At 63.6% G+C, this 17,424-nt stretch carries 19 protein-coding genes and 1 pseudogene; 7 read left to right on the top strand and 13 right to left on the bottom strand.

Annotation, left to right across the window (positions count from 1 at the left end; all coding sequences use genetic code 11):
• From ACYQ1H_RS11045 to ACYQ1H_RS11025, 5 genes are all read right to left on the bottom strand, one after another.
• Positions 1–309 (bottom strand): hypothetical protein (locus tag ACYQ1H_RS11045; protein WP_460028091.1); only part of this gene is annotated, 309 nt, incomplete at its 3' end.
• Positions 306–2,306, bottom strand: a complete 2,001-nt coding sequence (locus tag ACYQ1H_RS11040) for a conjugal transfer protein TraG (protein WP_460028090.1) — start codon at positions 2,304–2,306, stop codon at positions 306–308. The genes ACYQ1H_RS11040 and ACYQ1H_RS11045, both read right to left, overlap by 4 nt.
• 221 nt (positions 2,307–2,527) lie before the next feature.
• Positions 2,528–2,803 (bottom strand): EexN family lipoprotein, encoded by a 276-nt coding sequence (locus ACYQ1H_RS11035; protein WP_460028089.1) that lies wholly within the window; start codon positions 2,801–2,803, stop codon positions 2,528–2,530.
• Positions 2,800–3,744, bottom strand: a complete 945-nt coding sequence (locus ACYQ1H_RS11030; RefSeq protein ID WP_460028088.1) for a LysR family transcriptional regulator — start codon at positions 3,742–3,744, stop codon at positions 2,800–2,802. Before ACYQ1H_RS11030 ends, ACYQ1H_RS11035 begins: the two co-directional genes overlap by 4 nt.
• A 207-nt stretch (positions 3,745–3,951) precedes the next feature.
• Positions 3,952–4,311 (bottom strand): hypothetical protein, encoded by a 360-nt coding sequence (locus tag ACYQ1H_RS11025; protein WP_460028087.1) that lies wholly within the window; start codon positions 4,309–4,311, stop codon positions 3,952–3,954.
• Positions 4,312–4,494: 183 nt separating this feature from the next.
• Here ACYQ1H_RS11025 and ACYQ1H_RS11020 point away from each other — a divergent pair, with 183 nt between their 5' ends.
• The 7 genes and pseudogenes from ACYQ1H_RS11020 (at position 4,495) to ACYQ1H_RS10990 (ending at position 10,626) form a co-directional block, all read left to right on the top strand.
• The gene (locus tag ACYQ1H_RS11020; protein WP_460028086.1) at positions 4,495–5,712 is read left to right on the top strand and encodes a hypothetical protein; all 1,218 of its coding nucleotides are present in this window, start codon (positions 4,495–4,497) and stop codon (positions 5,710–5,712) included.
• A gap of 66 nt (positions 5,713–5,778) precedes the next feature.
• The gene (locus ACYQ1H_RS11015) at positions 5,779–6,501 is read left to right on the top strand and encodes a hypothetical protein (protein ID WP_460028085.1); all 723 of its coding nucleotides are present in this window, start codon (positions 5,779–5,781) and stop codon (positions 6,499–6,501) included.
• Positions 6,502–6,560: 59 nt separating this feature from the next.
• The gene (locus tag ACYQ1H_RS11010) at positions 6,561–7,151 is read left to right on the top strand and encodes a PEP-CTERM sorting domain-containing protein (protein WP_460028084.1); all 591 of its coding nucleotides are present in this window, start codon (positions 6,561–6,563) and stop codon (positions 7,149–7,151) included.
• Between the two features lie 71 nt (positions 7,152–7,222).
• Positions 7,223–7,535 (top strand): annotated as a pseudogene (locus tag ACYQ1H_RS11005) (transposase); the annotation flags it as partial.
• Positions 7,536–7,774: 239 nt separating this feature from the next.
• Complete coding sequence (locus ACYQ1H_RS11000) at positions 7,775–8,428, top strand: LuxR C-terminal-related transcriptional regulator (RefSeq protein WP_460028083.1); 654 nt, start codon at positions 7,775–7,777, stop codon at positions 8,426–8,428.
• Positions 8,421–10,256: an ATP-binding response regulator gene (locus ACYQ1H_RS10995; RefSeq protein ID WP_460028082.1), complete on the top strand. Its 1,836-nt coding sequence runs from the start codon at positions 8,421–8,423 to the stop codon at positions 10,254–10,256. The genes ACYQ1H_RS11000 and ACYQ1H_RS10995 overlap by 8 nt, the downstream gene beginning before the upstream one ends.
• Before the next feature lie 19 nt (positions 10,257–10,275).
• The gene (locus ACYQ1H_RS10990; RefSeq protein WP_460028081.1) at positions 10,276–10,626 is read left to right on the top strand and encodes a plasmid pRiA4b ORF-3 family protein; all 351 of its coding nucleotides are present in this window, start codon (positions 10,276–10,278) and stop codon (positions 10,624–10,626) included.
• Here ACYQ1H_RS10990 and ACYQ1H_RS10985 read toward each other — a convergent pair.
• The 8 genes from ACYQ1H_RS10985 to ACYQ1H_RS10950 form a co-directional block, all read right to left on the bottom strand.
• Positions 10,574–12,532, bottom strand: coding sequence for a DUF3363 domain-containing protein (locus ACYQ1H_RS10985; RefSeq protein ID WP_460028080.1), 1,959 nt, complete (start codon positions 12,530–12,532; stop codon positions 10,574–10,576). The genes ACYQ1H_RS10990 and ACYQ1H_RS10985 overlap by 53 nt on opposite strands.
• Positions 12,533–12,980: 448 nt before the next feature.
• The gene (locus ACYQ1H_RS10980; protein ID WP_460028079.1) at positions 12,981–13,580 is read right to left on the bottom strand and encodes a S26 family signal peptidase; all 600 of its coding nucleotides are present in this window, start codon (positions 13,578–13,580) and stop codon (positions 12,981–12,983) included.
• Positions 13,577–14,134, bottom strand: a complete 558-nt coding sequence (locus ACYQ1H_RS10975) for a DUF2840 domain-containing protein (RefSeq protein WP_121351178.1) — start codon at positions 14,132–14,134, stop codon at positions 13,577–13,579. The genes ACYQ1H_RS10980 and ACYQ1H_RS10975 overlap by 4 nt, the downstream gene beginning before the upstream one ends.
• On the bottom strand, positions 14,131–14,403 hold the full coding sequence (locus ACYQ1H_RS10970; protein WP_460028078.1) for a hypothetical protein: 273 nt from the start codon (positions 14,401–14,403) through the stop codon (positions 14,131–14,133). Before ACYQ1H_RS10970 ends, ACYQ1H_RS10975 begins: the two co-directional genes overlap by 4 nt.
• On the bottom strand, positions 14,391–15,029 hold the full coding sequence (gene parA / locus ACYQ1H_RS10965) for a ParA family partition ATPase (RefSeq protein WP_054471175.1): 639 nt from the start codon (positions 15,027–15,029) through the stop codon (positions 14,391–14,393). Before parA ends, ACYQ1H_RS10970 begins: the two co-directional genes overlap by 13 nt.
• A 241-nt stretch (positions 15,030–15,270) precedes the next feature.
• Positions 15,271–16,128: a replication initiator protein A gene (locus ACYQ1H_RS10960; RefSeq protein ID WP_198073785.1), complete on the bottom strand. Its 858-nt coding sequence runs from the start codon at positions 16,126–16,128 to the stop codon at positions 15,271–15,273.
• A gap of 26 nt (positions 16,129–16,154) precedes the next feature.
• The gene (locus ACYQ1H_RS10955) at positions 16,155–16,439 is read right to left on the bottom strand and encodes a helix-turn-helix domain-containing protein (RefSeq protein ID WP_460028077.1); all 285 of its coding nucleotides are present in this window, start codon (positions 16,437–16,439) and stop codon (positions 16,155–16,157) included.
• 75 nt (positions 16,440–16,514) lie between these two features.
• Positions 16,515–17,312: a DUF2285 domain-containing protein gene (locus tag ACYQ1H_RS10950; RefSeq protein ID WP_460028076.1), complete on the bottom strand. Its 798-nt coding sequence runs from the start codon at positions 17,310–17,312 to the stop codon at positions 16,515–16,517.
• Between the last annotated feature and the right edge of the window lie 112 nt (positions 17,313–17,424).

The following is a 17,424-nucleotide window of genomic DNA, read 5'->3' as shown; positions in this document are numbered from 1 at the left end:
TTGGGCGCGCGCCGCGTCTTGATGCGCCTCGGGAACCGGCGTGCTGACGGTCAGGTAGTAGCGGATGAACAGCGCCAGCGTTTCGATGGCGATGTTCTGATCGCGCTCCATGCGCTCGGCCTGGCGCGACAGGCGATCCAGCCGCTTGGCGATGGCCGCCTCGCGCTGGTCGGCGGCATCGGGCGACAGCCACGATGCGAGCGCCGCCGCGACGATGGACGACTTGGACACGCCTTTCTTGGCGGCCAACTCATCGAGCCGCTTGGCGTGCTCCGGCTGGATGAACAGGTTGAGGCGGTAGTGGCTCATAGCTCGATTCCGTCGTTGGGGTCGAGGGAAGCCAGTCGGGCCGTGCGCTGCATGGCAGGATCGAGCTGGCGAGGAAGGGGAAGCGGCAGGTCGTCGTCGTCATCGAGCAGCGCGAGGTCGGCTGCGGACGCGGCCAGCTCGGGGTCGTAGGCGACGGTTTCGGAAAGCTCGGGCTGGCGGCGCGGGCCACCGTCATCCGTGGAACCCAGGCCATCGGCGGATGCCGTGGCCGGTGCGGCGGGCACGGCGGGAACCGCCAACCCGCTCCAGTCGTCGGGCCGCGATGGCGGCGCGTCTGCGTACTGCCCGCCCGCCAGTACGGGCGGCGACAGCACGCGACGCTTGAAATTGCCGTCCGCGTAGTAGCGCAGCTTCTTCGCCTCGATTGGCGCGACGCTGGACACCATCACCACCGCCTCGTCGGGCGGAAGCTGCATCACTTCGCCCGGCGTCAGCAGCGGGCGCGCGGTTTCCTGGCGCGACACCATCAGGTGGCCCAGCCACGGCGCGAGCCGATGGCCCGCGTAGTTGCGCTGGGCGCGCAGCTCGGTGGCCGTGCCCAACGTCTCGGAGATCCGTTTGGCGGTGCGCTCGTCGTTCGTAGCGAACGTCACGCGCACATGGCAGTTGTCGAGGATGGAGTGGTTTTGCCCATACGCCTTGTCGATCTGGTTGAGCGACTGCGCGATCAGGAAGCTGCGAATCCCATAGCCGGCCATGAACGCCAGGGCCGTCTCGAAGAAATCAAGTCGGCCCAGCGCCGGGAACTCGTCGAGCATCAACAGCAGCTTGTGGCGACGCTCAATGCCGTCCGAGCCGTCCAGCGATTCGGTCAGCCTTCGGCCGATCTGGTTGAGGATCAGGCGCACCAGCGGCTTGGTGCGGCTGATGTCGGACGGCGGCACGACCAGGTATAGCGATACCGGATGCTTTGCCGAAATCAGGTCGGCGATGCGCCAGTCGCAGCGCGACGTGACTTCGGCCACAGTGGGGTCGCGGTACAGGCCGAGGAAGGACATAGCCGTGGACAGCACGCCCGAGCGCTCGTTGTCGCTCTTGTTGAGCACTTCGCGCGCGGCCGAAGCGACTACGGGATGCGGTGCATCGCCGAGGTGCCGCGTCGTCATCATCCGGTGCAGCGTCAGCTCGAACGGACATGCCGGATCGGACAGGAAGTTGGCAACGCCGCGCAGCGTCTTGTCCTCACCCGCATAGAGCACATGCAGGATGGCGCCGACCAGTAGTGCGTGCGAAGTCTTTTCCCAATGGTTGCGCCGCTCCAGCGCGCCTTCGGGATCGACCAGGATGTCGGCGATGTTCTGCACGTCGCGCACTTCATGCGCACCGCGCCGAACCTCCAGCAGCGGGTTGTAGGCCGCTGACTTCGGATCGGTCGGGTTGAACAGCAAGCAGTGCGAGAAGCGCGAGCGCCAGCCGGCGGTGATCTGCCAGTTTTCGCCCTTGATGTCGTGGATCACGGTGGACGCGGGCCAGGAGAGCAGCGTTGGGACCACCAGGCCAACGCCTTTGCCGGAGCGCGTCGGCGCGAAGGTCAGGACGTGTTCAGGGCCTTCGTGACGAAGGTATTGCCCGTCATGCAGACCGAGGAAGACGCCGGTCGGCTGGGTCAGCCCGGCCTTGCGGATGTCGTTTGCATCAGCCCAGCGCGCCGAACCATAGGTCGTAACCAGCTTCGATTGCCGCGAGCGCCACACGGACATGGCAATGGCGACGACTACGGCGATCAGCCCACTGCCACCCGCGATCGCACCGCCGATGTCGAAGACGTGCGGCGCGTAGGCATCGAAGAAGAACCACCACTCGAACAGCCGCCAAGGGTGATACACCGGCGTGCCGAAGAAATCGAACCAGGGCGAGCCAAGGCGTAGTTGGTAGCCCAGGGCGGCGGCTGCCCATTGCGTGGCACCCCACACGCCGGCGATCACGATGCTGAAAACAGCGGCGATCTGCCCGAAGAGCACACCTTGACCTTGCATCCTGGCCTCCCGATTTCTCCTGTATGGCAAGTGGCACGAAAACGTGCCGCATGCGCGAGATTCGGGGCTGGATAAAGGCCGGTCAAAGACCGTTATCGGGACAAAAGCGCTTCAAAAAGCATCAATTCATGCAGGAGAAAAACCAATAAAAACGCCGCAAGCCAGGGAGCATTGCGGCGTATCGAGAAAATAAGTGCAGTTCCGTGGCCAGCCGACCACAATCAGAACTTGGATTGCTCCTTTGGTGGCGTGTAGGGCGTTTTTCCGTCGCCCAGAAAACGTTGATTCGTCGCTTCGGCTACTCGGTTGCAGAGTTCATCACCGAGCTTTACTCGATCTGTCTTGCATTGCTGGCGCAGTGCCTTTAACCGTTCGGGATTGGCGGCGAGCGATTCGACGGTTTCGATTGGCGCAGAGCTGTTGCTTGTCGCGATCGGTTCGGATTTGCCGCAAGCAACCAGCGTTGCAGCAAGCAGAAACGTAATGATCTTCTTCATGGCTCGATTTCCTCTGGTGGATCAGTTCGTTCAAGTGCAACAGAGGTCTTTCCTCTTGGGGGATCAATGGCAAGGACTCGCTCGATGAAACGCGCCAAGGTGTCCGACGGTTCGTTATCCACACGCAGCATGTAAGTCGTGAGCATGTGCGATCGGCCAGCCAGCGGTCGGGCCACCACGCTGGGTTCACGGCTGGCGGCAATCTGCGATGCGCCCGCTAGCCCCAGTGCAAACCCGGCCGACACCAGGGTCATCATCAGATCAAACGACGCCACTCGTTCGGCGACCAACGGCTCCAGACTCGATTGACGCAAAGCGCGATCAACTTGGCGAACATGTCCTTCGCATGCCTGCGCATCGCAGAGTGCCAAGGGATAGCGCAGCATCTCGTCCAAAGGTACACGCTTGTAGGCGAGCAAGGGATGACGTGCGGGAACCGCCACCATCAGTGGATCGTGCCAAATCGGTTTTGCAAGCAGCCCATCTCCAGCCTCATCCAACTGAGCAAAGCCCACGTCGTAGAGATCGTCGTGCAGCCCCTTGATCTGCTGGGACAAGGGAACCTCGGTCAGGCGAATTTCGATCTCGGGCTCTTCCTGCCGGCAAAGTGCCAAGAGGGCTGAGAAGCAAGTCGGCGTGATGCCGTCAGACAAGGCAATGCGCAATTGGCCATGGAAGCCGTTGGCGGCGGCCTTCACGCTATCCTGGGCCTGCTGCAAGGAGGCGAAAACGCGCGGCACATGTTCCAAGAACATCCGGCCCGCGCGCGTCAGCCGGGTACTGCGGGTGGTGCGGGCGAACAACTGAACGCCCAGGTCTTCTTCCAGCTCTTTGACCGCCCGCGACAGAGGCGACTGCTCAATATGCAACCGCTCGGCCGCGCGAGCGAAGTGGAGTTCTTCCGCTACTGCAAGAAAGCAACGAAGGTGGCGAAGCTCCATCTATCTCCCCCTCTCGCTGTTTTCCCACAAAGCCCCTACTTGCCTGTTGCCAGATGGGGGGAATCGCAGGAGCAACGCACACCGTCCTCAGGACTGGGGGCGCGAGTTCGGATTCATACAACAACCTGGAATAGCGAAACACCATTTGCACGAATTTCATGAGGACGACACCCCGTGCAACTGAAGTGCTGGTGCATTACTTTGGCCTCAGCACTTGCCCGCTGCCTTCAGCAGTGCATTGCACGACCCACCGGTCGCAGCGGCACCAGCTGCAGGCTTGCCGCCCTTACCGACCTCGGAGCAAATCGCATCGGACACAGCGCGCCCGAGCTGTGACACCGAGCCGGTGACGTAGCAGGCGTATTGCTTGCCGGTGTTGGTCTTGACCGTGTAGCTCGCTTTCACGCCGTCATTGACGCGATCAGCGATGGTGAACGAGCCTTTGGCCAAGCCGAGGGCCTGGGCAGTGTTTCGCTCGATGGCTTCATTGCTGACTGCAAACGAAGCGCAGCCCGAGGTCAGGGCAACGAATGCGGCCGCCGAGGCCAGCGCAAGCGTCTTCTTCATGGATGAGTTCCTTTTTCGGGGTTGTTAATGGTAATGATGAATGTCCCAGAGCTGCTGCGATCATTCAACCCTACCTCGGTAGGGTTTCGCCTCTTGGTGCTAGCGCCAGATAATCCGCTTGGTATGGTTTTTACAAGTGATGAGCGCTTTCCTCATGGAGTTCAAAATGTTTGGATATGCCCAATGCCTACGCTACGCTGGCTTCTAATGGTGTGTGCGGGGTCTCTCCTGTTGCCTGCAGAGGCTTTTGCCTTCGGCGTGGTTCTGCAATACGAGGGCGAGGTCGATGACCGGGTTGCTTACTTTGCCGATGTCAGAACGATTTTGAATCGGACGCCGCCAGATCAGGTCATGGGCTCGACAGAAATCAGGGAAATCGCTGTTACGGCCGTATACGAGAACGCAAACAAGCCTGAGTTCGTGCATATGAAATTGCAGTTCCAGTGTTCGAACGCCTTTTCGATGGACATGGCCAGCCGCAAGATCACCGAAAACAAGAACAAGGTACGGAACGGCAATGTCGTCACCTTTCGCATCGGACCGAACAGCTACAAATTAAGGCGTTCCGATCTGAAAACCGAAGCCGTGGCTGCCAGCGACTGGAAAACCTCCAGCGCGCCGATGCTCTCGAAAGCCGGGACGATTGCCTGCAACGACATCGAATTCGATAAGGCCTTGCACGCCGCCATCAAGGGCGACACCTTCGATTTCGACGGTTTCGGCAAGCGCATCGGCAAGCTGGGTCTGCCGGAAGATATGCTGCTCATCGGCGCAACTTTACCGTCTGAATTCCTGGACTTCGCCTGGGATAGCTTCTGGTGGGACAAAGTCCTTGCCAAGAAACGTCCCGACCCGAGCGGTAAATGGGCTCAGCCGCTTTCTGAAGCCGACAGGCAGGCGGCGATCGAAAAGCTCAAGCGGAAACAGCAGGAACTGGAGTCCGGCACCGCATCGATTCGAGCTGGTCTGCTGGAGAGCATCAAGAAGACCCAGGCAGAAATGAAAGCCGATCTCGAAGTCGCCAAGAACGCAGGCAAACATCCGGATGGCTCGAAAATGAACAAGCACGAGGCCAAACTGGCGGCGGTCTTTATGGGTCAGCCCGAACAGAAAGTCGTCGACATCATGGGCAACCCCGATGATTTCAACCAGACCGCCGACGCGCGCTTCCTGCGCTACAGCGCCTGGTGGGAACAGCAGGGTGTCACGGTTTACGGTGCGCAGGGCGTCATCGGCGGGGACCCGGGCGGTTATGCCGAATGCTTCGCCGAATTCAGCGTGCGGCCCGACGCCAGCGGCAAATGGCGGGTGAACGATATCGTCGTCCGTGGAGACTACGAGGGAACGGGGTCGCGCGAAATCCGGCTCGTTTGCAACGACGCCATCAGGCCCAAGCGCTGATACAACCCAACACCATGCGATACCGGATGCAGTGACCATCCTTGCTTGTCACTGCGGTTTCGAACAATGAAAGGCAACTGGAAAATGATGAAAACCGTGATTTTGGCCACCACGCTCATGGTTGCGACCGTCCCCTGCCACGCTAAGACTGAAGCCCAGGGGGAATCTTTCGATGTGTTGGGATCCGTGATGGAGACCAACGTAAAGGAAATCAATGCAGCGAACATCATGACTTCCAACAAGGAAGAGGCGATCCGATACCGCGAAAAGGTCATCGCCGGGTGGTGGGAATTCATGCAGGTCAACTCGAAAGCCAAGCCGGGCGAGTACTGCGCGGCGACGTTTCTGCGCGCCAAACTCGCCAAGCGCGCCAAAGGCGAGCGCGAGGACGGCTTTTCCGACGGCATGGCGGTCACCCTGCTCGGCCCCGGGGGGAATTATCGAGGCGCGCTGCTCGGGTTCTCGCCACTGGGCAAGGACCACGCCTTCCCGAAATTGAAGAACCGGCAGCCGGTCAAGGTCACCTTGAAACAAGGCGATGTGGCCCCGGTGACGCTAAATGCGATCTACATGGAAGTGAGCCCTACCGCGCCGCCGCTGATCGTCTTCGCCGTGCCGAGCATCGAGGCGCTGATGGGCGGCATGGAAGACACCTGGCGTTTTGAGGTCATCTACGAGGGCAAGTCGATTGCCGACATTGAGTGGCATGACGGACTCAAGGCGCGCGATGAACTGAAGCAGTGTTTAGCTGGTAAATCTTTCGATGACAAAAGGCATTTACGATTCTAACCATTAGGTTCTGTATCCAAAAGACCCAAAACTATTACCTATTCTGAAAGGACAACATCATGAATCGCTCCGCGGCCGTATTTTTATTTTCACTTGCTTTGACCATGGCAGCCACTGTTCAGGCGACCCCTGTGACGGTTACATTCGAGGATGTTCCCGCAACGGGTATTGCCGACGGCTACGGTGGCATTTCCGGTTGGTTTCAGGCCGGGAGCGTAGTCAATGGCGCCGGAGAGGGCATCGACGACTACCTGTTCTACGGCCCCGCAACGTCGACCGGAGAGTTGAGGTTTGACGGCGCCCCCGTCGTGTTTCATGGCACCTACTACAAATCCTACGCGGCCGACTGGGCCAATCCGATCACCAGCATTTCATTGTTTTATCAGGGGCAGTTGGTGCACTCGATTCTGGATCCGCTGGTTGGCGGCCCCCTCGAATGGGTCGCCTCCGGCTATGGCGGGTTGGTCGATACCCTCCGGTTTCAGGGAGGGGGAGAGGGTTTCGCCATCGACAATCTGAGCTACGAGGTCGCCACGGCTTCCGTTCCGGAGCCAGGCGTAGCCCTGCTCATGCTGTCCGGACTCGGCATGCTTGGCGTAGTGGCTCGACGTCGCTCCGCACCCGGGAAAGTTCCTTTATGGAAATGCTGATTTTTCCCCGATCCATTTTGTGCTCGGAATTGAGACAATAGAATCTGGTTGAAATCATCGGATCATTGAAGATGCAGCGGAGTTTTTCGGAGCTGGAATACTCACAGAAGAATAGTGACCCGGCGAGATCGTTTCTTGCAGGAGCTTGAGGCGGTTGTGCCATGGTCTTATCTCGTACAGGTGATCGCACCGTTCTATCCGACGACGGGTCGTCGCGGGCGTCCGCCGGTGGGGCTGACGCGAATGCTGAGGATGTACGTTGCCCAGCAATGTTTCGGGCTGTCGGATGAAGAGACTGAGGATGCGATTTACGATAGTCAGGCGATTCGGTCCTTTGTCGGTATTGACCTGTCTCGGGAGATTGCGCCGGATGCGATGACGCTCAACGCCATCTATATGGAAGTGAGTCCGACCGCACCGCCGTTGCTGGCGTTCGCGGTGCCGACCATCGAGGCCCTGATGGACGGGATGAGGGACAACTGGAGTTTCGAGGTGCTCTACCAGGGCAAGTCGATCGCCAGCATCGAATGGCACGACGGACTCAAGGCACGCGATGAACTGAAGCAGTGTTTGGCTGGTAAATCTTTCGATGACAAAAGGCATTTACGATTCTGACCATTGCGATGATGCCGCCCAGTGAACATTCTGCCGTGGTTGTGGATGACCATCCACTGGTCGCGCGCGGCATTGCGGACTTTCTGCGCACGCATTGCGGGTTTGCGCGTACCAATGCGATTTGCCGGGCTACCGACCTCTGGACGCACATCGGGCAATTCGGAGCGCCGACACTGGCTCTGATCGATTTCTGGCTGCCGGAAGGTACGGCGTTGCCGATGCTGGCACGGTTTCGGGACGAGTATCCAGCAACTCGACTGCTGGTAATCAGCGGGGACGGCGATCCTGTGATCCGTGACAAGGTACGCCGGTTGGCCGTCGATGGTTTTGTGCTGAAGCACGCTGACCCCGCAATTTTTGTGTTGGCCGCCGCTGCGGTACTGCGCGGCGATGCATGGTTCGACGACACTTCGGTTGTCGCCCAGGCGACCGACGAAGCACGCAGCCTGCCGTTGAGCCCCGCCGAGTTGGGCTTGACTCCACGCCAAGGGGAGGTTCTCGCCCTGATGCTCAAGGGCTTGCCCAACAAGCGGGTTGCGCAACAGCTCTCGCTGACGGAACAAACCGTCAAGGAGCACGTGAGCGGTATTCTGGAACGGCTGGGGGCACGCAACCGCGTGGAATTGATTACGCGGCTGCGGGGGAAGCGGATCGATGTCTGAGCGGGACGAGAATCGGGCGACCGGGGTTGGCAAGGATCTCGGGTACGCCGATATCAGTCCAGCCGGCCGGGTGGGTTTGTTTGATGTGGCTTTTGCTCGCATCAACTACGGGTTTGGGGCGATGGTCGTTGTCAGCCTGCCCTTCATCGCCTGGTATATCCATCTCGGTCAGAATCCACTCGGGCTCGTGCTGTGGGCGGCCTGGTATTTCGTCGGGCTGCTGGTGGTTCGCTGGCAGTATCGGCGCTACCACCGCGAGCGTGCCGAGGGCGAGCCAGAGGCGATTCTGCGCCGCTGGTCGCCGCGAATTCACGGCATGGCACTGGTTTACGGCAGCAGCATGGCCGTCCCGCCGTTACTGACGGCACATCACGCCACGTTCGAGTTTCAACTGCTCTATCTGGTGACTATTGCAGCCATCGTCGCTGGCAATTCCGTACATTCATCGCCAGTGTTATCGGTATTCCGTAGCTTTTTCCTGACCGGCTGGGGAAGCGTGACGCTGCTGGTGCCTTATAGCTTTCCGGATCACTGGTATTACGTGATGCCGCTGACCCTGATCTATATCCGTACGATGCTCAAACATTCGGCAATCTCGCATCGCTTTTTCGTGCAAAACATCGTGCTAAAGGAAGAAGGCGCACGCCTGACCGAGAACTTCCGCCGGGCCAAGGAAGAGGCCGAAAAGGCGCTGTACGACAAGAACCTGTTCCTGACCACGGCCAGTCATGACCTGCGCCAGCCAGTGCATGCCATGGGCTTCCTGGTCGAGTCGATTTCGCGAAGCAATCGCGACCCGGCGCTCGACGCCGCCCTGACGGACCTGCGGGAAAGCGTGCATTCGGCCACGCAGATGTTCAACGCCCTGCTCGACTTGTCCCGGATCGAGAGCGGCCGGGTTCAAATCAAGACCGAAGCCGTCGATCTGGCCGAGGTGGTCGCCAACGTCGCGACCATCTTTCGCGAGGAGGCGCGCAATCGGGGACTGGCCTTGCGTGTCCATCTGCCGGCGGACGGGGCGATGGCCGTCGCCGATGGGACGCTGCTGCGCCAGTCGCTGAGCAACCTGCTGCACAACGCCCTGCGCTACACGCGCCAAGGAGGCATCCTGCTGGCCGTTCGCCGACGAGGCGGCGGCTGGCGATGCGAAGTCTGGGACACCGGTATCGGAATCGCAACGCGCGACGGCGCCGACATCTTTTCGCCATTTTTCCGCAACGAGCACGCCTGGGATATTGACAGTGCCGGCCACGGGCTGGGGCTGGCCGTCGTCGCTCGCTGCTGCGCCATGATGGGCGCGAAGCACGGATTCCGCTCCCGCGAGGGCAAGGGTTCGTGCTTCTGGATTCGTCTCGATGCGACGAAGGAAGGGAGGCATCCTGCCCTCGCTGGGCTGACCGCCTCGACCTTGCCCCAGGCGGTGCCGCATTGGTCGGGCGCTTGCCTCGTGGTCGATGACGACCCGTTGGTGCGTAGCGCCTGGCAAACCTTGATGCAAACCTGGGGGCTGCAGGTCGCCTGCGCCGAATCGGGCGGGCAGGCTTTGCGCCTCCTTGAATCCGGCTTCAAACCGGATGTCGTGTTCTGCGACCAGCGGCTGCGCTCGGGCGAGAGCGGTTTCGAGCTGTTGTGCGAATTGCTTGAACGCCTGCCCGATGCGAGCGGGGCCATGATCAGCGGCGAACTGGATTCCCCGGAATTGGCGGAGGCGGAAGAGCAAGGCTATCTCGTGCTGCGTAAACCGGTGGAGCCAACGGAGCTGCAGGCCGTGCTTGGACACTGGTTGTTGTCTCCAGAGGGGCCGGGCCTATTTCATCTCCCATCTTGAGGACGATCCGAATCGAGTAGTGATCGACGAGCGCAAGATTTGTCTGGGCGACATCCTCACGGTCGGTCTCGACTTCGGCGACAACTGGCATCACGTCGTTCATGGGGAGGAAGTGCTGCCGCTGGATCAGCCCAACGGTGCGGGCTGCTATCAGGATTACCTCGAACTACTGGACGAAGAGCCGGACTGTGAGGAACGTCATCCCAGCAATGGGCCGGCGAAGATTTCGACCCGGATCGCTTCGATCGTCATGCCGCCAACGCAGCCCTTAGGTGTAATCCAAGCGCCGTTTACACAAATATTCGGACAGGCCCGACTTATCCAATTGCAAGCCCGCGTTGCCGCCCAAGTTCCCAGGACACGCCATTGATGCGTATCACCGCCGTCACGGTTTGCCCAAGATGCTGCTCGATCACTGGCTTCCACGGCACCAGACTGAACCCCATGCCGTCATCGAGCATCGCGTAGCGCCCACTGGCGAGCATGACGTTGCGGCGATAGATGCCGTAGACGCGCTGCCCGTCGGCCACGGGGCGATGTTCCAGCCCAGTTTCGGCGGCAATGTCCTTCGCAGTCTGTGCCAGTTCGCGCCCGCGCAGCGTTGCCAACAGGTTGCGCGCAAGAATGACGCGCTGCCCGCGCTGCTCGGCCAAGCCCTGTTCAGTCAGAAAGTCGGCGCGCTGGCGTAGCGCGTCCTTCACCTCGGCCCCAAAGCCCAGGTCGCCCAAGCCCTTGTCGCTTCCGATCAACTGCTGGTCGAGCCAGGTGGCGCCGACGACGCGCGCTTGGCGCTCGATGGGTAGGTGCGATTTCAGTTCCACCGCCACGCCGCCGCCAAGGCGCTGCGCGTCGTAATGGCGGCCCTGCTCGGCGAGGTCGTCGGGCACTCGCCAGACGCCTTCGGCCTCGCGCTCCACGATGCCGGCGCGGCGCAGGGCTTCGAGCCGGCGCACGTGCGCGGCCACCACCTCACGCGGATCGCGGTCGGGCGTAGCCTGACCTTGCGCGACGGCCAAATGATGATCGGTGCGGTACACGCCATCGACGGCCAGCGCGGCGATGTTCCGGTCGGCCACGCGCACGTCGGCCGAGCCTTTCACCTCCACCACGGCGCCGGTCGGATACTGCTCCAGCTCCGAGCGCGGTGGCAGCGCGACGTAGTGCGCCTTGCCATCGGTTCCATCGACGACCAGATAACCCTTGTCGTACAGCTCGTCGGCCAATCCTTTGCCGACCACACGGCCAACGATGGCGCGGCCATCCTCGCCGGGCAGAAACACTGACAGTTCGCGCTGTCGGCCGCTCATGGCGCGCTGCATGGTGCGGATGATGTCGCCGCGCTCGCCCATGGCCCGCAGGGTCGGCTCGGCCTCAGCGCGGATGGCCCATGTGCCAGGTTGATGCTCGGTCGCCAGGCCCATGCGCTGCAAGTGCTGTAGACGGCCAATCAGCATCTGTCGCTGGCGTTGCAGCCGGGGTGCAGCCAACGTCTCTGGACCCACAGGACCGTCAACGGCCAGGCGTTGCAAGGTGCGGTCCAACCCCGTCCACCGCTCCTGATCGACTTCGCGCTGCATAACGCGCTGGATTTCCAACTCGGTGCGCGGCCCCAGCCATTCGGTCGCCAGTTCGGCGGCCCGGTGGCGCATCCCTTCGGCGATGTAGTCGCGGGAGATGATGAGGTCTTTACCGGTGTCATCCTTTCCGCGCAGGACGACGTGCGTGTGCGGGTTGTCGGTGTTCCAGTGATCCACCGCCACCCAGTCCAGCCGCGTACCCACGTCGGCCTCCATGCGCGCCATCAGGTGCCGGGTGTAGGTGCGCAGGTCGTCGAGCTGTTCGGCGTCTTCTGGCGAGACGATGAAGCGGAACTGGTGTCGATCCTCCCGGCCGCGTTCCTCGAAAGCGGCGGTGTCCGCCGCGTCAGTCGTCGGGCCGTAGGCATGGCCTGGCCCGCCTTGGCGATCAACTCCTTCGCGCTCGATGTAGCGCAGGTGCGCGACGGTCGAACGGGGCCCGGCCTTGGCCAGATTGACCAGTCGCGTCTTGATCGTCACACGACGTGCATTGGGCGTGAGCGAGGCCCCGGCGAAGCGGGCCGCGACGTGGCCACGCCCCAGCCGGGAACCGGGCCGCTGGCCGACTTTGCCGGCCGTCTTGCCGAGCTTGGCGCCAGCCTTGTTGGTCTGGCGCAGCACCTTGTTGATGAAAGCGTCGCCACGCTGTTTCGGCGCGCCAGGTCGTACCCGGAAACGGTCCTCATCGTGGTTGCTCATGCTACGCCTCCATCCAAGACCGGCGCAGTCCAGCGGCCAAAGCACGCGCCTTCGCCAATGCCGGTGCGGCATTGCGCACTCTCGCGGCACGCTGCAGCCCTTTGGCGCGTGCCGCGCCACACCCACGTGCAGACGGGGTTTTCAAGCGGCCGGGTGCCGCGACCTTTTATCTTGCCTTCCGCCTTTGCCCCTCGCTGTCGCTCCGGGCGTCGGCGGCCCGGCGGCGCTGCGCTGCTTGCAGCCAGCCCGCCGGCGAACGCGCCAATGGCCGCAGGCCGGGCGCGTTCGAGGCAAGACGCCTGCAAGCTGGACGGAAGCGCCGGATGTTGCGCGAGGCGCGGCGCGAATGCGCCCGCGCTGCACGCGCGACGACACGGCGGCAGCCACTGGAACGACATGCCCGATGGCACGATGAGAGGCACGGCAACGTGCAGCGAATCGACGGCCATCATGGGCGTGTCTCCAGCCAGACCGGATGCGCGACGCCGATCACGGCGGATGCGCTGACTGGGCCGAAATAGCGGCTGTCGAACGACGCCGGATTGGTCACGCTCAACAGGAACAGCTCGCCCTGTTCGAGGCGGCGGCAAAGCGGCAAAGATGGCAGCGGCCGGCCCAGCCGGTCGGCAGGCAGCGCGGCGGCCGCAGGCACGCCGTCGATGCGTACCTGCCCGGCGACGATGCAAACGTGTTGCGGCGCGATTGCGCCCACACGTTTGAGCAGCGGAACGCGGGTCGGCAGGTAGCCGCGCTGCGCAGCCAGCATGGCGGCCCTGTCGGGCAGCGGCACCAGCACGATGCTGTCCACGGACAACGGACGTGGCCGCGAGGCGGTGCGCGGATCGAACGGTTCGATGCGATACCAGCCGACCGCCACGCTGTCGGACGGGTTGTAGGTCAGACGCGGCAGCGGCGACACGAAAGCCGCCCAGGCCAGCGCAGCGAGGCCGACGGCAGCGAAGCCCGCCAGCACGATGCGAACGCGCAGGCGCGAGCGAGGATGCGGCGCGACTTCGTGCGTGCATGGGGTGTTGGATTGGGTCGTCATGGCAGCGCCCTTCCGGCCAGCCAGGCGGCGTGCCGCTCGGCGGTGTATTCGGGCAGCGGCAGGCGAGCCGCCAGACGGTTGCCCAGCGTGCGCCAGTACGCGGGCGACACGTCGATGGCGGCGATGCCCTGCGCGTCGATGCCGTCGATGCGTTCCAGCACGGCACGCACAGCGTTTTCGCCTTCGGCGTGCAGCAGCAGGCGTGCGCCTGGCCGCACGCCGGGGATGCGCTGCATGTCCTCCAGCGGCGTGGCGGCTTGCATCACCATGAGCTGCCAGCGGATCGTGCCGTAGTCGTTTGCCTCCCAGCGCACACGGCAGAACATTGCACGCGGCAGGAACACCGCACAGCGCCGCCAGCGGTCGAGCCGCAGCGTGCGCGCCGGTTCGCCGAAACGCAGGTAGAGCTTGAAGCGCGGTTCGACGTAGGCGAGCGATACGCGAGTCAGTGGCACGCTGCCAACCTGGCCGGCGAGCGTCGAAAGCGAAGGCGGCGGCGCAGCGGCCGGTGCAGCCGTCGCCGCGTGAGCGGCAGGCAAGGCGGATACGTTCATGGCAGGTTCTCCGGGCGCTTGTCGGGAAACTCCCGCTCCAGCAGGCCGCGCAGCAGTTCGGCCACGGTCACCCCCTGGCCGAAGGCGGCAATCTTGATGCGCGCGCGCAGCGCAGGCGTCACGTCGAGCGTCAGGCGTGCGGTGTAGAGGTCGCCCTTGTTGAGCGCATCGGCATCGCCCTGGCGAATCCACGCCTCGGCGTGCGGATTCGCGGGCGGCCGTGCGCCGATGCCGACGCGCTTGCTGCGCGGGCTGCTCATGTGGGCCACCGCAGCAGTTCATCGGTGAGCACGGCGATCTCGCGTGCGGCGGCGCTTTCGGGCGCCGTCTCGCGGGCGAGCCGGCCAGCGGCCACGCTGTCGGCGAAGACGATGCGCTGGCGCACTTCGCTGCGCAGCGCCGGCAGCGGCTGTTCGGCCAGCGATTGCCGCGCTTCCCGGCCGATGATGGTGGTGCTGACGCGCCGATTGATGACGAAGGCCGCGCGCAGCGCAGGCCGGAACACCTGCGCCTCGCGGATCAGCGCCACCATCTCGGCGCTGGCCCAAAGGTCATACGGGCTGGGCTGTACGGGAATCAGCACGCGCTCGGCCGCCAGCAGCGCGGAGCGCGCCAAGGCGGCGATGCGCGGCGGGCCGTCGATGATGACGTGATCGGCACGACGGGCCAGCTCGGGCGCTTCCTGATGCAGCGTTTCGCGGGCAAGGCCCACGGCGCTGAACAGTCGTGGCAAGCCTTGCTGGCTTCTGCGCTGCGTCCAGTCGAGTGAGGAACCCTGCGGGTCGGCATCCAGCAGGATGACGTGCAGGCCGCGCATCGCCAGCTCGCCCGCGATGTGGGTGGCGAGCGTGGTCTTGCCGACGCCGCCTTTCTGGTTGAGAAACGCGAAGATCATGGCGCGGCCCTCCCTGCTGGAAAGCCGGCCTGGCCGTGCCGTTTCGCGGTTGTCCACCGAAACGGCGCGCTTCTACTAAAAGTTAGAGATTTATAGTTAGGTAAGTTAGAGGGGACGCAAACCCGCGCCGTTACTGGCTTTGCGGCGTTTTCGTACTCCTGATAGCACGAGGGTCGTACTCCCGATAGCACGATACCCGGTACTCCTGATAGCACGAGGCCGTCCACACCTTTTCCCGCAGTTATCCCCGTGCCGTGGACGGCACGGGCCGGAAGGTCAGCAGTTCCAGCCTTTCGCCCGGCATCGGCTCGATGCCCAGGACGTAGCCGGGCAGCGACTGCCGCGCGACCAGCACGCGCAGGTCGTAGGCGAAGTCCGAGAAGCGCGCCGCGCTGCCGGACTTGCGGTGCAGGTGCCGGAAGTCGAACTGCCAGCCGTGTTCCTGCCGCCCGCCGTGCTTGCGCACCAGGCGGTACAGCCAGCGTTCGATGCCGCCCTTCAAGCGGAAATAGGCCGGGTCGATGGTCAGCACCAGGGCGGCGTCGAGCACGCCGGCATAGAACCAATCCGGCAGGATCAGTTCGATGCCCAGTGGCGTGCCGCTGGCGTCGGCCAGCTCGCGCCATTCGTTCACCCACGAAAAGCGGTGCAAGCGCCGCCCGGTGGTTTCGCGGATGGAAGTCGCCACGCTGGTCGATTGCAGCCGGTCGAGCGCGGCTTTCAGGCGCTGGTAGTCGTTGAGGGACGTGCCGCGCCCGATGAAGCGCAGGATTTCGTAGGGCGTGGCGTGTATCAAGCGCGACGGGCGAATGCCTGCGTCGCGCGCCTCCACGATCTGCGAGGCCGCCCAAATCAAAACGTCGGCATCCCATATCGTGGCGATGCCATGCTCGGCCGTGCCTTCCACGCGGATGGTGATGTTCCCGCTGCGGAAGTCGATCGGCGCCGTGCGCCGCGACTTCGCCAGCGAGAAGAACGGAAAGGCCATCAAGTCCTGGCTGTCGCGCGGCGCCATGCCGTCGCCCGGCAGCGCGCGGAACAGGTCGAGCTGTTCCCGCTGCTGCGATCGCTGCCCCGGCGGCAGCGATGGGCTGGACATGACGATGGCCACCGGCGAGCCGACGATCAGCGGCCATCACGGTAGTCGCCCGCGTGACGCTCGGCATATTCCGGGTCGGACGTGGCCTCGTAGCTGCGCTGGTCGGCCCAGGCATCGAGGTCGGACACCGCGTACATGACGCGGCGGCCGAACTTGCGGAACTTCGGGCCGCCGCCGATCACGCGCTGTTCCTCCAGCGTGCGCGGCGACAGCCGCAGGTATTCGGCGGCTTCGTCGTTGGTCAGGTAGCGTTGGGGCTGCACGGGCGCAGCGACAGCAGCGGCGGCAGGCCGCAAGGGAGCGGGTCGCATGGGATGTACCTCCATCAAGCCCGGCCACACCACGCGGCCGGATAGAGGCACTTTCAAGAAAGCAAGGCTTCCTGCTCAGGGACGTTTTGCAGGGGATGCAGAACGTCCCTCCCTGAGCGGCGGAAGCTGTGCCAGGCGGCGATAGCCGCCGCGCATCAGGGCATCGCCCCGCCGTACCAGCCGGCGAACGCGGGCGCGCAAGGCGCTGTCGGCGTACCAGTCGTCGGCGACGGCATCGACGCCGAACAGCCCTTCGGCCACGTCGCGCAAGGACGCACCCGCGAGGGTGCCGTCGAGCGCCTGGAGCGTGTTCAACTCCAGCAGCGCAGCGAGGGCCGGCCGCGACCGTGCCGTTCCCGCTGGCGCTGCATCGCCAGCGGCGGCCAGCTTGTCCAGTTCGGCCGCCAGCGCCTGATAGCGTCCGCAGGAGGCGGCGCAGGCGCGAATGGCATAGGCGTAGGCCATGCCGTCGGCCAGGCCGGGAGCGATCACCAGCCGCAGGCAGCAGCCCGGCCAGCGTGTCAGCAGCACCAGGCGCTTGCCATCGTGGATCAGGTGCTTCTGGCCGGGGAGGCGCCAGAACGCGAAGGCCACCGCGTCGGGTGGCGGGTCGTCGTCCGGGTAGAGCTGCACCACCGCATCGTGATCGGGGAACCAGGCCGGGTGCGCGTCGCGCGCATCCAGGGCGGGATCTTCCAGCAGGCGCAGTCCCCAGCGCGCGGCGGCCTCTGGCCGGCGGCGTCGGCGCAGCCAGTCGCGGCGGTAGTCGGGGTGGCGGCGCAGGTATTCCCACGCCAGCGCGGGGCCGTCGAGGTGCAGCGTGTAGAGATACGCGGCGGTCGGATACCAGTGTTCGGCGCTCGGGTCAGCCATGACGCAGCCTCCTGTCATTCAGCAGGAACGTCGCCACGGATTCCGCCGTGCGAGAGCTATCGAGTCGCCATCAAGTCGTCATCGAAATCGGGATAAGCTGTAACTGCTGGTG

This window comes from Methyloparacoccus murrellii, assembly GCF_054657115.1.
Note: the sequence above shows the minus strand (reverse complement) of the source record. Positions and strands in the feature narration are given on the sequence as shown.

Excerpts from the sequence above, each read along its gene's own strand:
- parA (WP_054471175.1), bottom strand. The coding sequence starts at position 15,029 with ATGATCTTCGCGTTTCTCAACCAGAAAGGCGGCGTCGGCAAGACCACG.
- ACYQ1H_RS10985 (WP_460028080.1), bottom strand. The coding sequence starts at position 12,532 with ATGAGCAACCACGATGAGGACCGTTTCCGGGTACGACCTGGCGCGCCG.
- ACYQ1H_RS10995 (WP_460028082.1), top strand. The coding sequence starts at position 8,421 with ATGTCTGAGCGGGACGAGAATCGGGCGACCGGGGTTGGCAAGGATCTC.
- ACYQ1H_RS10955 (WP_460028077.1), bottom strand. The coding sequence starts at position 16,439 with ATGCGACCCGCTCCCTTGCGGCCTGCCGCCGCTGCTGTCGCTGCGCCC.
- ACYQ1H_RS10975 (WP_121351178.1), bottom strand. The coding sequence starts at position 14,134 with ATGAACGTATCCGCCTTGCCTGCCGCTCACGCGGCGACGGCTGCACCG.
- ACYQ1H_RS11000 (WP_460028083.1), top strand. The coding sequence starts at position 7,775 with ATGATGCCGCCCAGTGAACATTCTGCCGTGGTTGTGGATGACCATCCA.
- ACYQ1H_RS11035 (WP_460028089.1), bottom strand. The coding sequence starts at position 2,803 with ATGAAGAAGATCATTACGTTTCTGCTTGCTGCAACGCTGGTTGCTTGC.
- ACYQ1H_RS11020 (WP_460028086.1), top strand. The coding sequence starts at position 4,495 with ATGCCTACGCTACGCTGGCTTCTAATGGTGTGTGCGGGGTCTCTCCTG.
- ACYQ1H_RS11040 (WP_460028090.1), bottom strand. The coding sequence starts at position 2,306 with ATGCAAGGTCAAGGTGTGCTCTTCGGGCAGATCGCCGCTGTTTTCAGC.
- ACYQ1H_RS11010 (WP_460028084.1), top strand. The coding sequence starts at position 6,561 with ATGAATCGCTCCGCGGCCGTATTTTTATTTTCACTTGCTTTGACCATG.
- ACYQ1H_RS10960 (WP_198073785.1), bottom strand. The coding sequence starts at position 16,128 with ATGTCCAGCCCATCGCTGCCGCCGGGGCAGCGATCGCAGCAGCGGGAA.
- ACYQ1H_RS11030 (WP_460028088.1), bottom strand. The coding sequence starts at position 3,744 with ATGGAGCTTCGCCACCTTCGTTGCTTTCTTGCAGTAGCGGAAGAACTC.
- ACYQ1H_RS10950 (WP_460028076.1), bottom strand. The coding sequence starts at position 17,312 with ATGGCTGACCCGAGCGCCGAACACTGGTATCCGACCGCCGCGTATCTC.
- ACYQ1H_RS11025 (WP_460028087.1), bottom strand. The coding sequence starts at position 4,311 with ATGAAGAAGACGCTTGCGCTGGCCTCGGCGGCCGCATTCGTTGCCCTG.
- ACYQ1H_RS10980 (WP_460028079.1), bottom strand. The coding sequence starts at position 13,580 with ATGACGACCCAATCCAACACCCCATGCACGCACGAAGTCGCGCCGCAT.
- ACYQ1H_RS11015 (WP_460028085.1), top strand. The coding sequence starts at position 5,779 with ATGAAAGGCAACTGGAAAATGATGAAAACCGTGATTTTGGCCACCACG.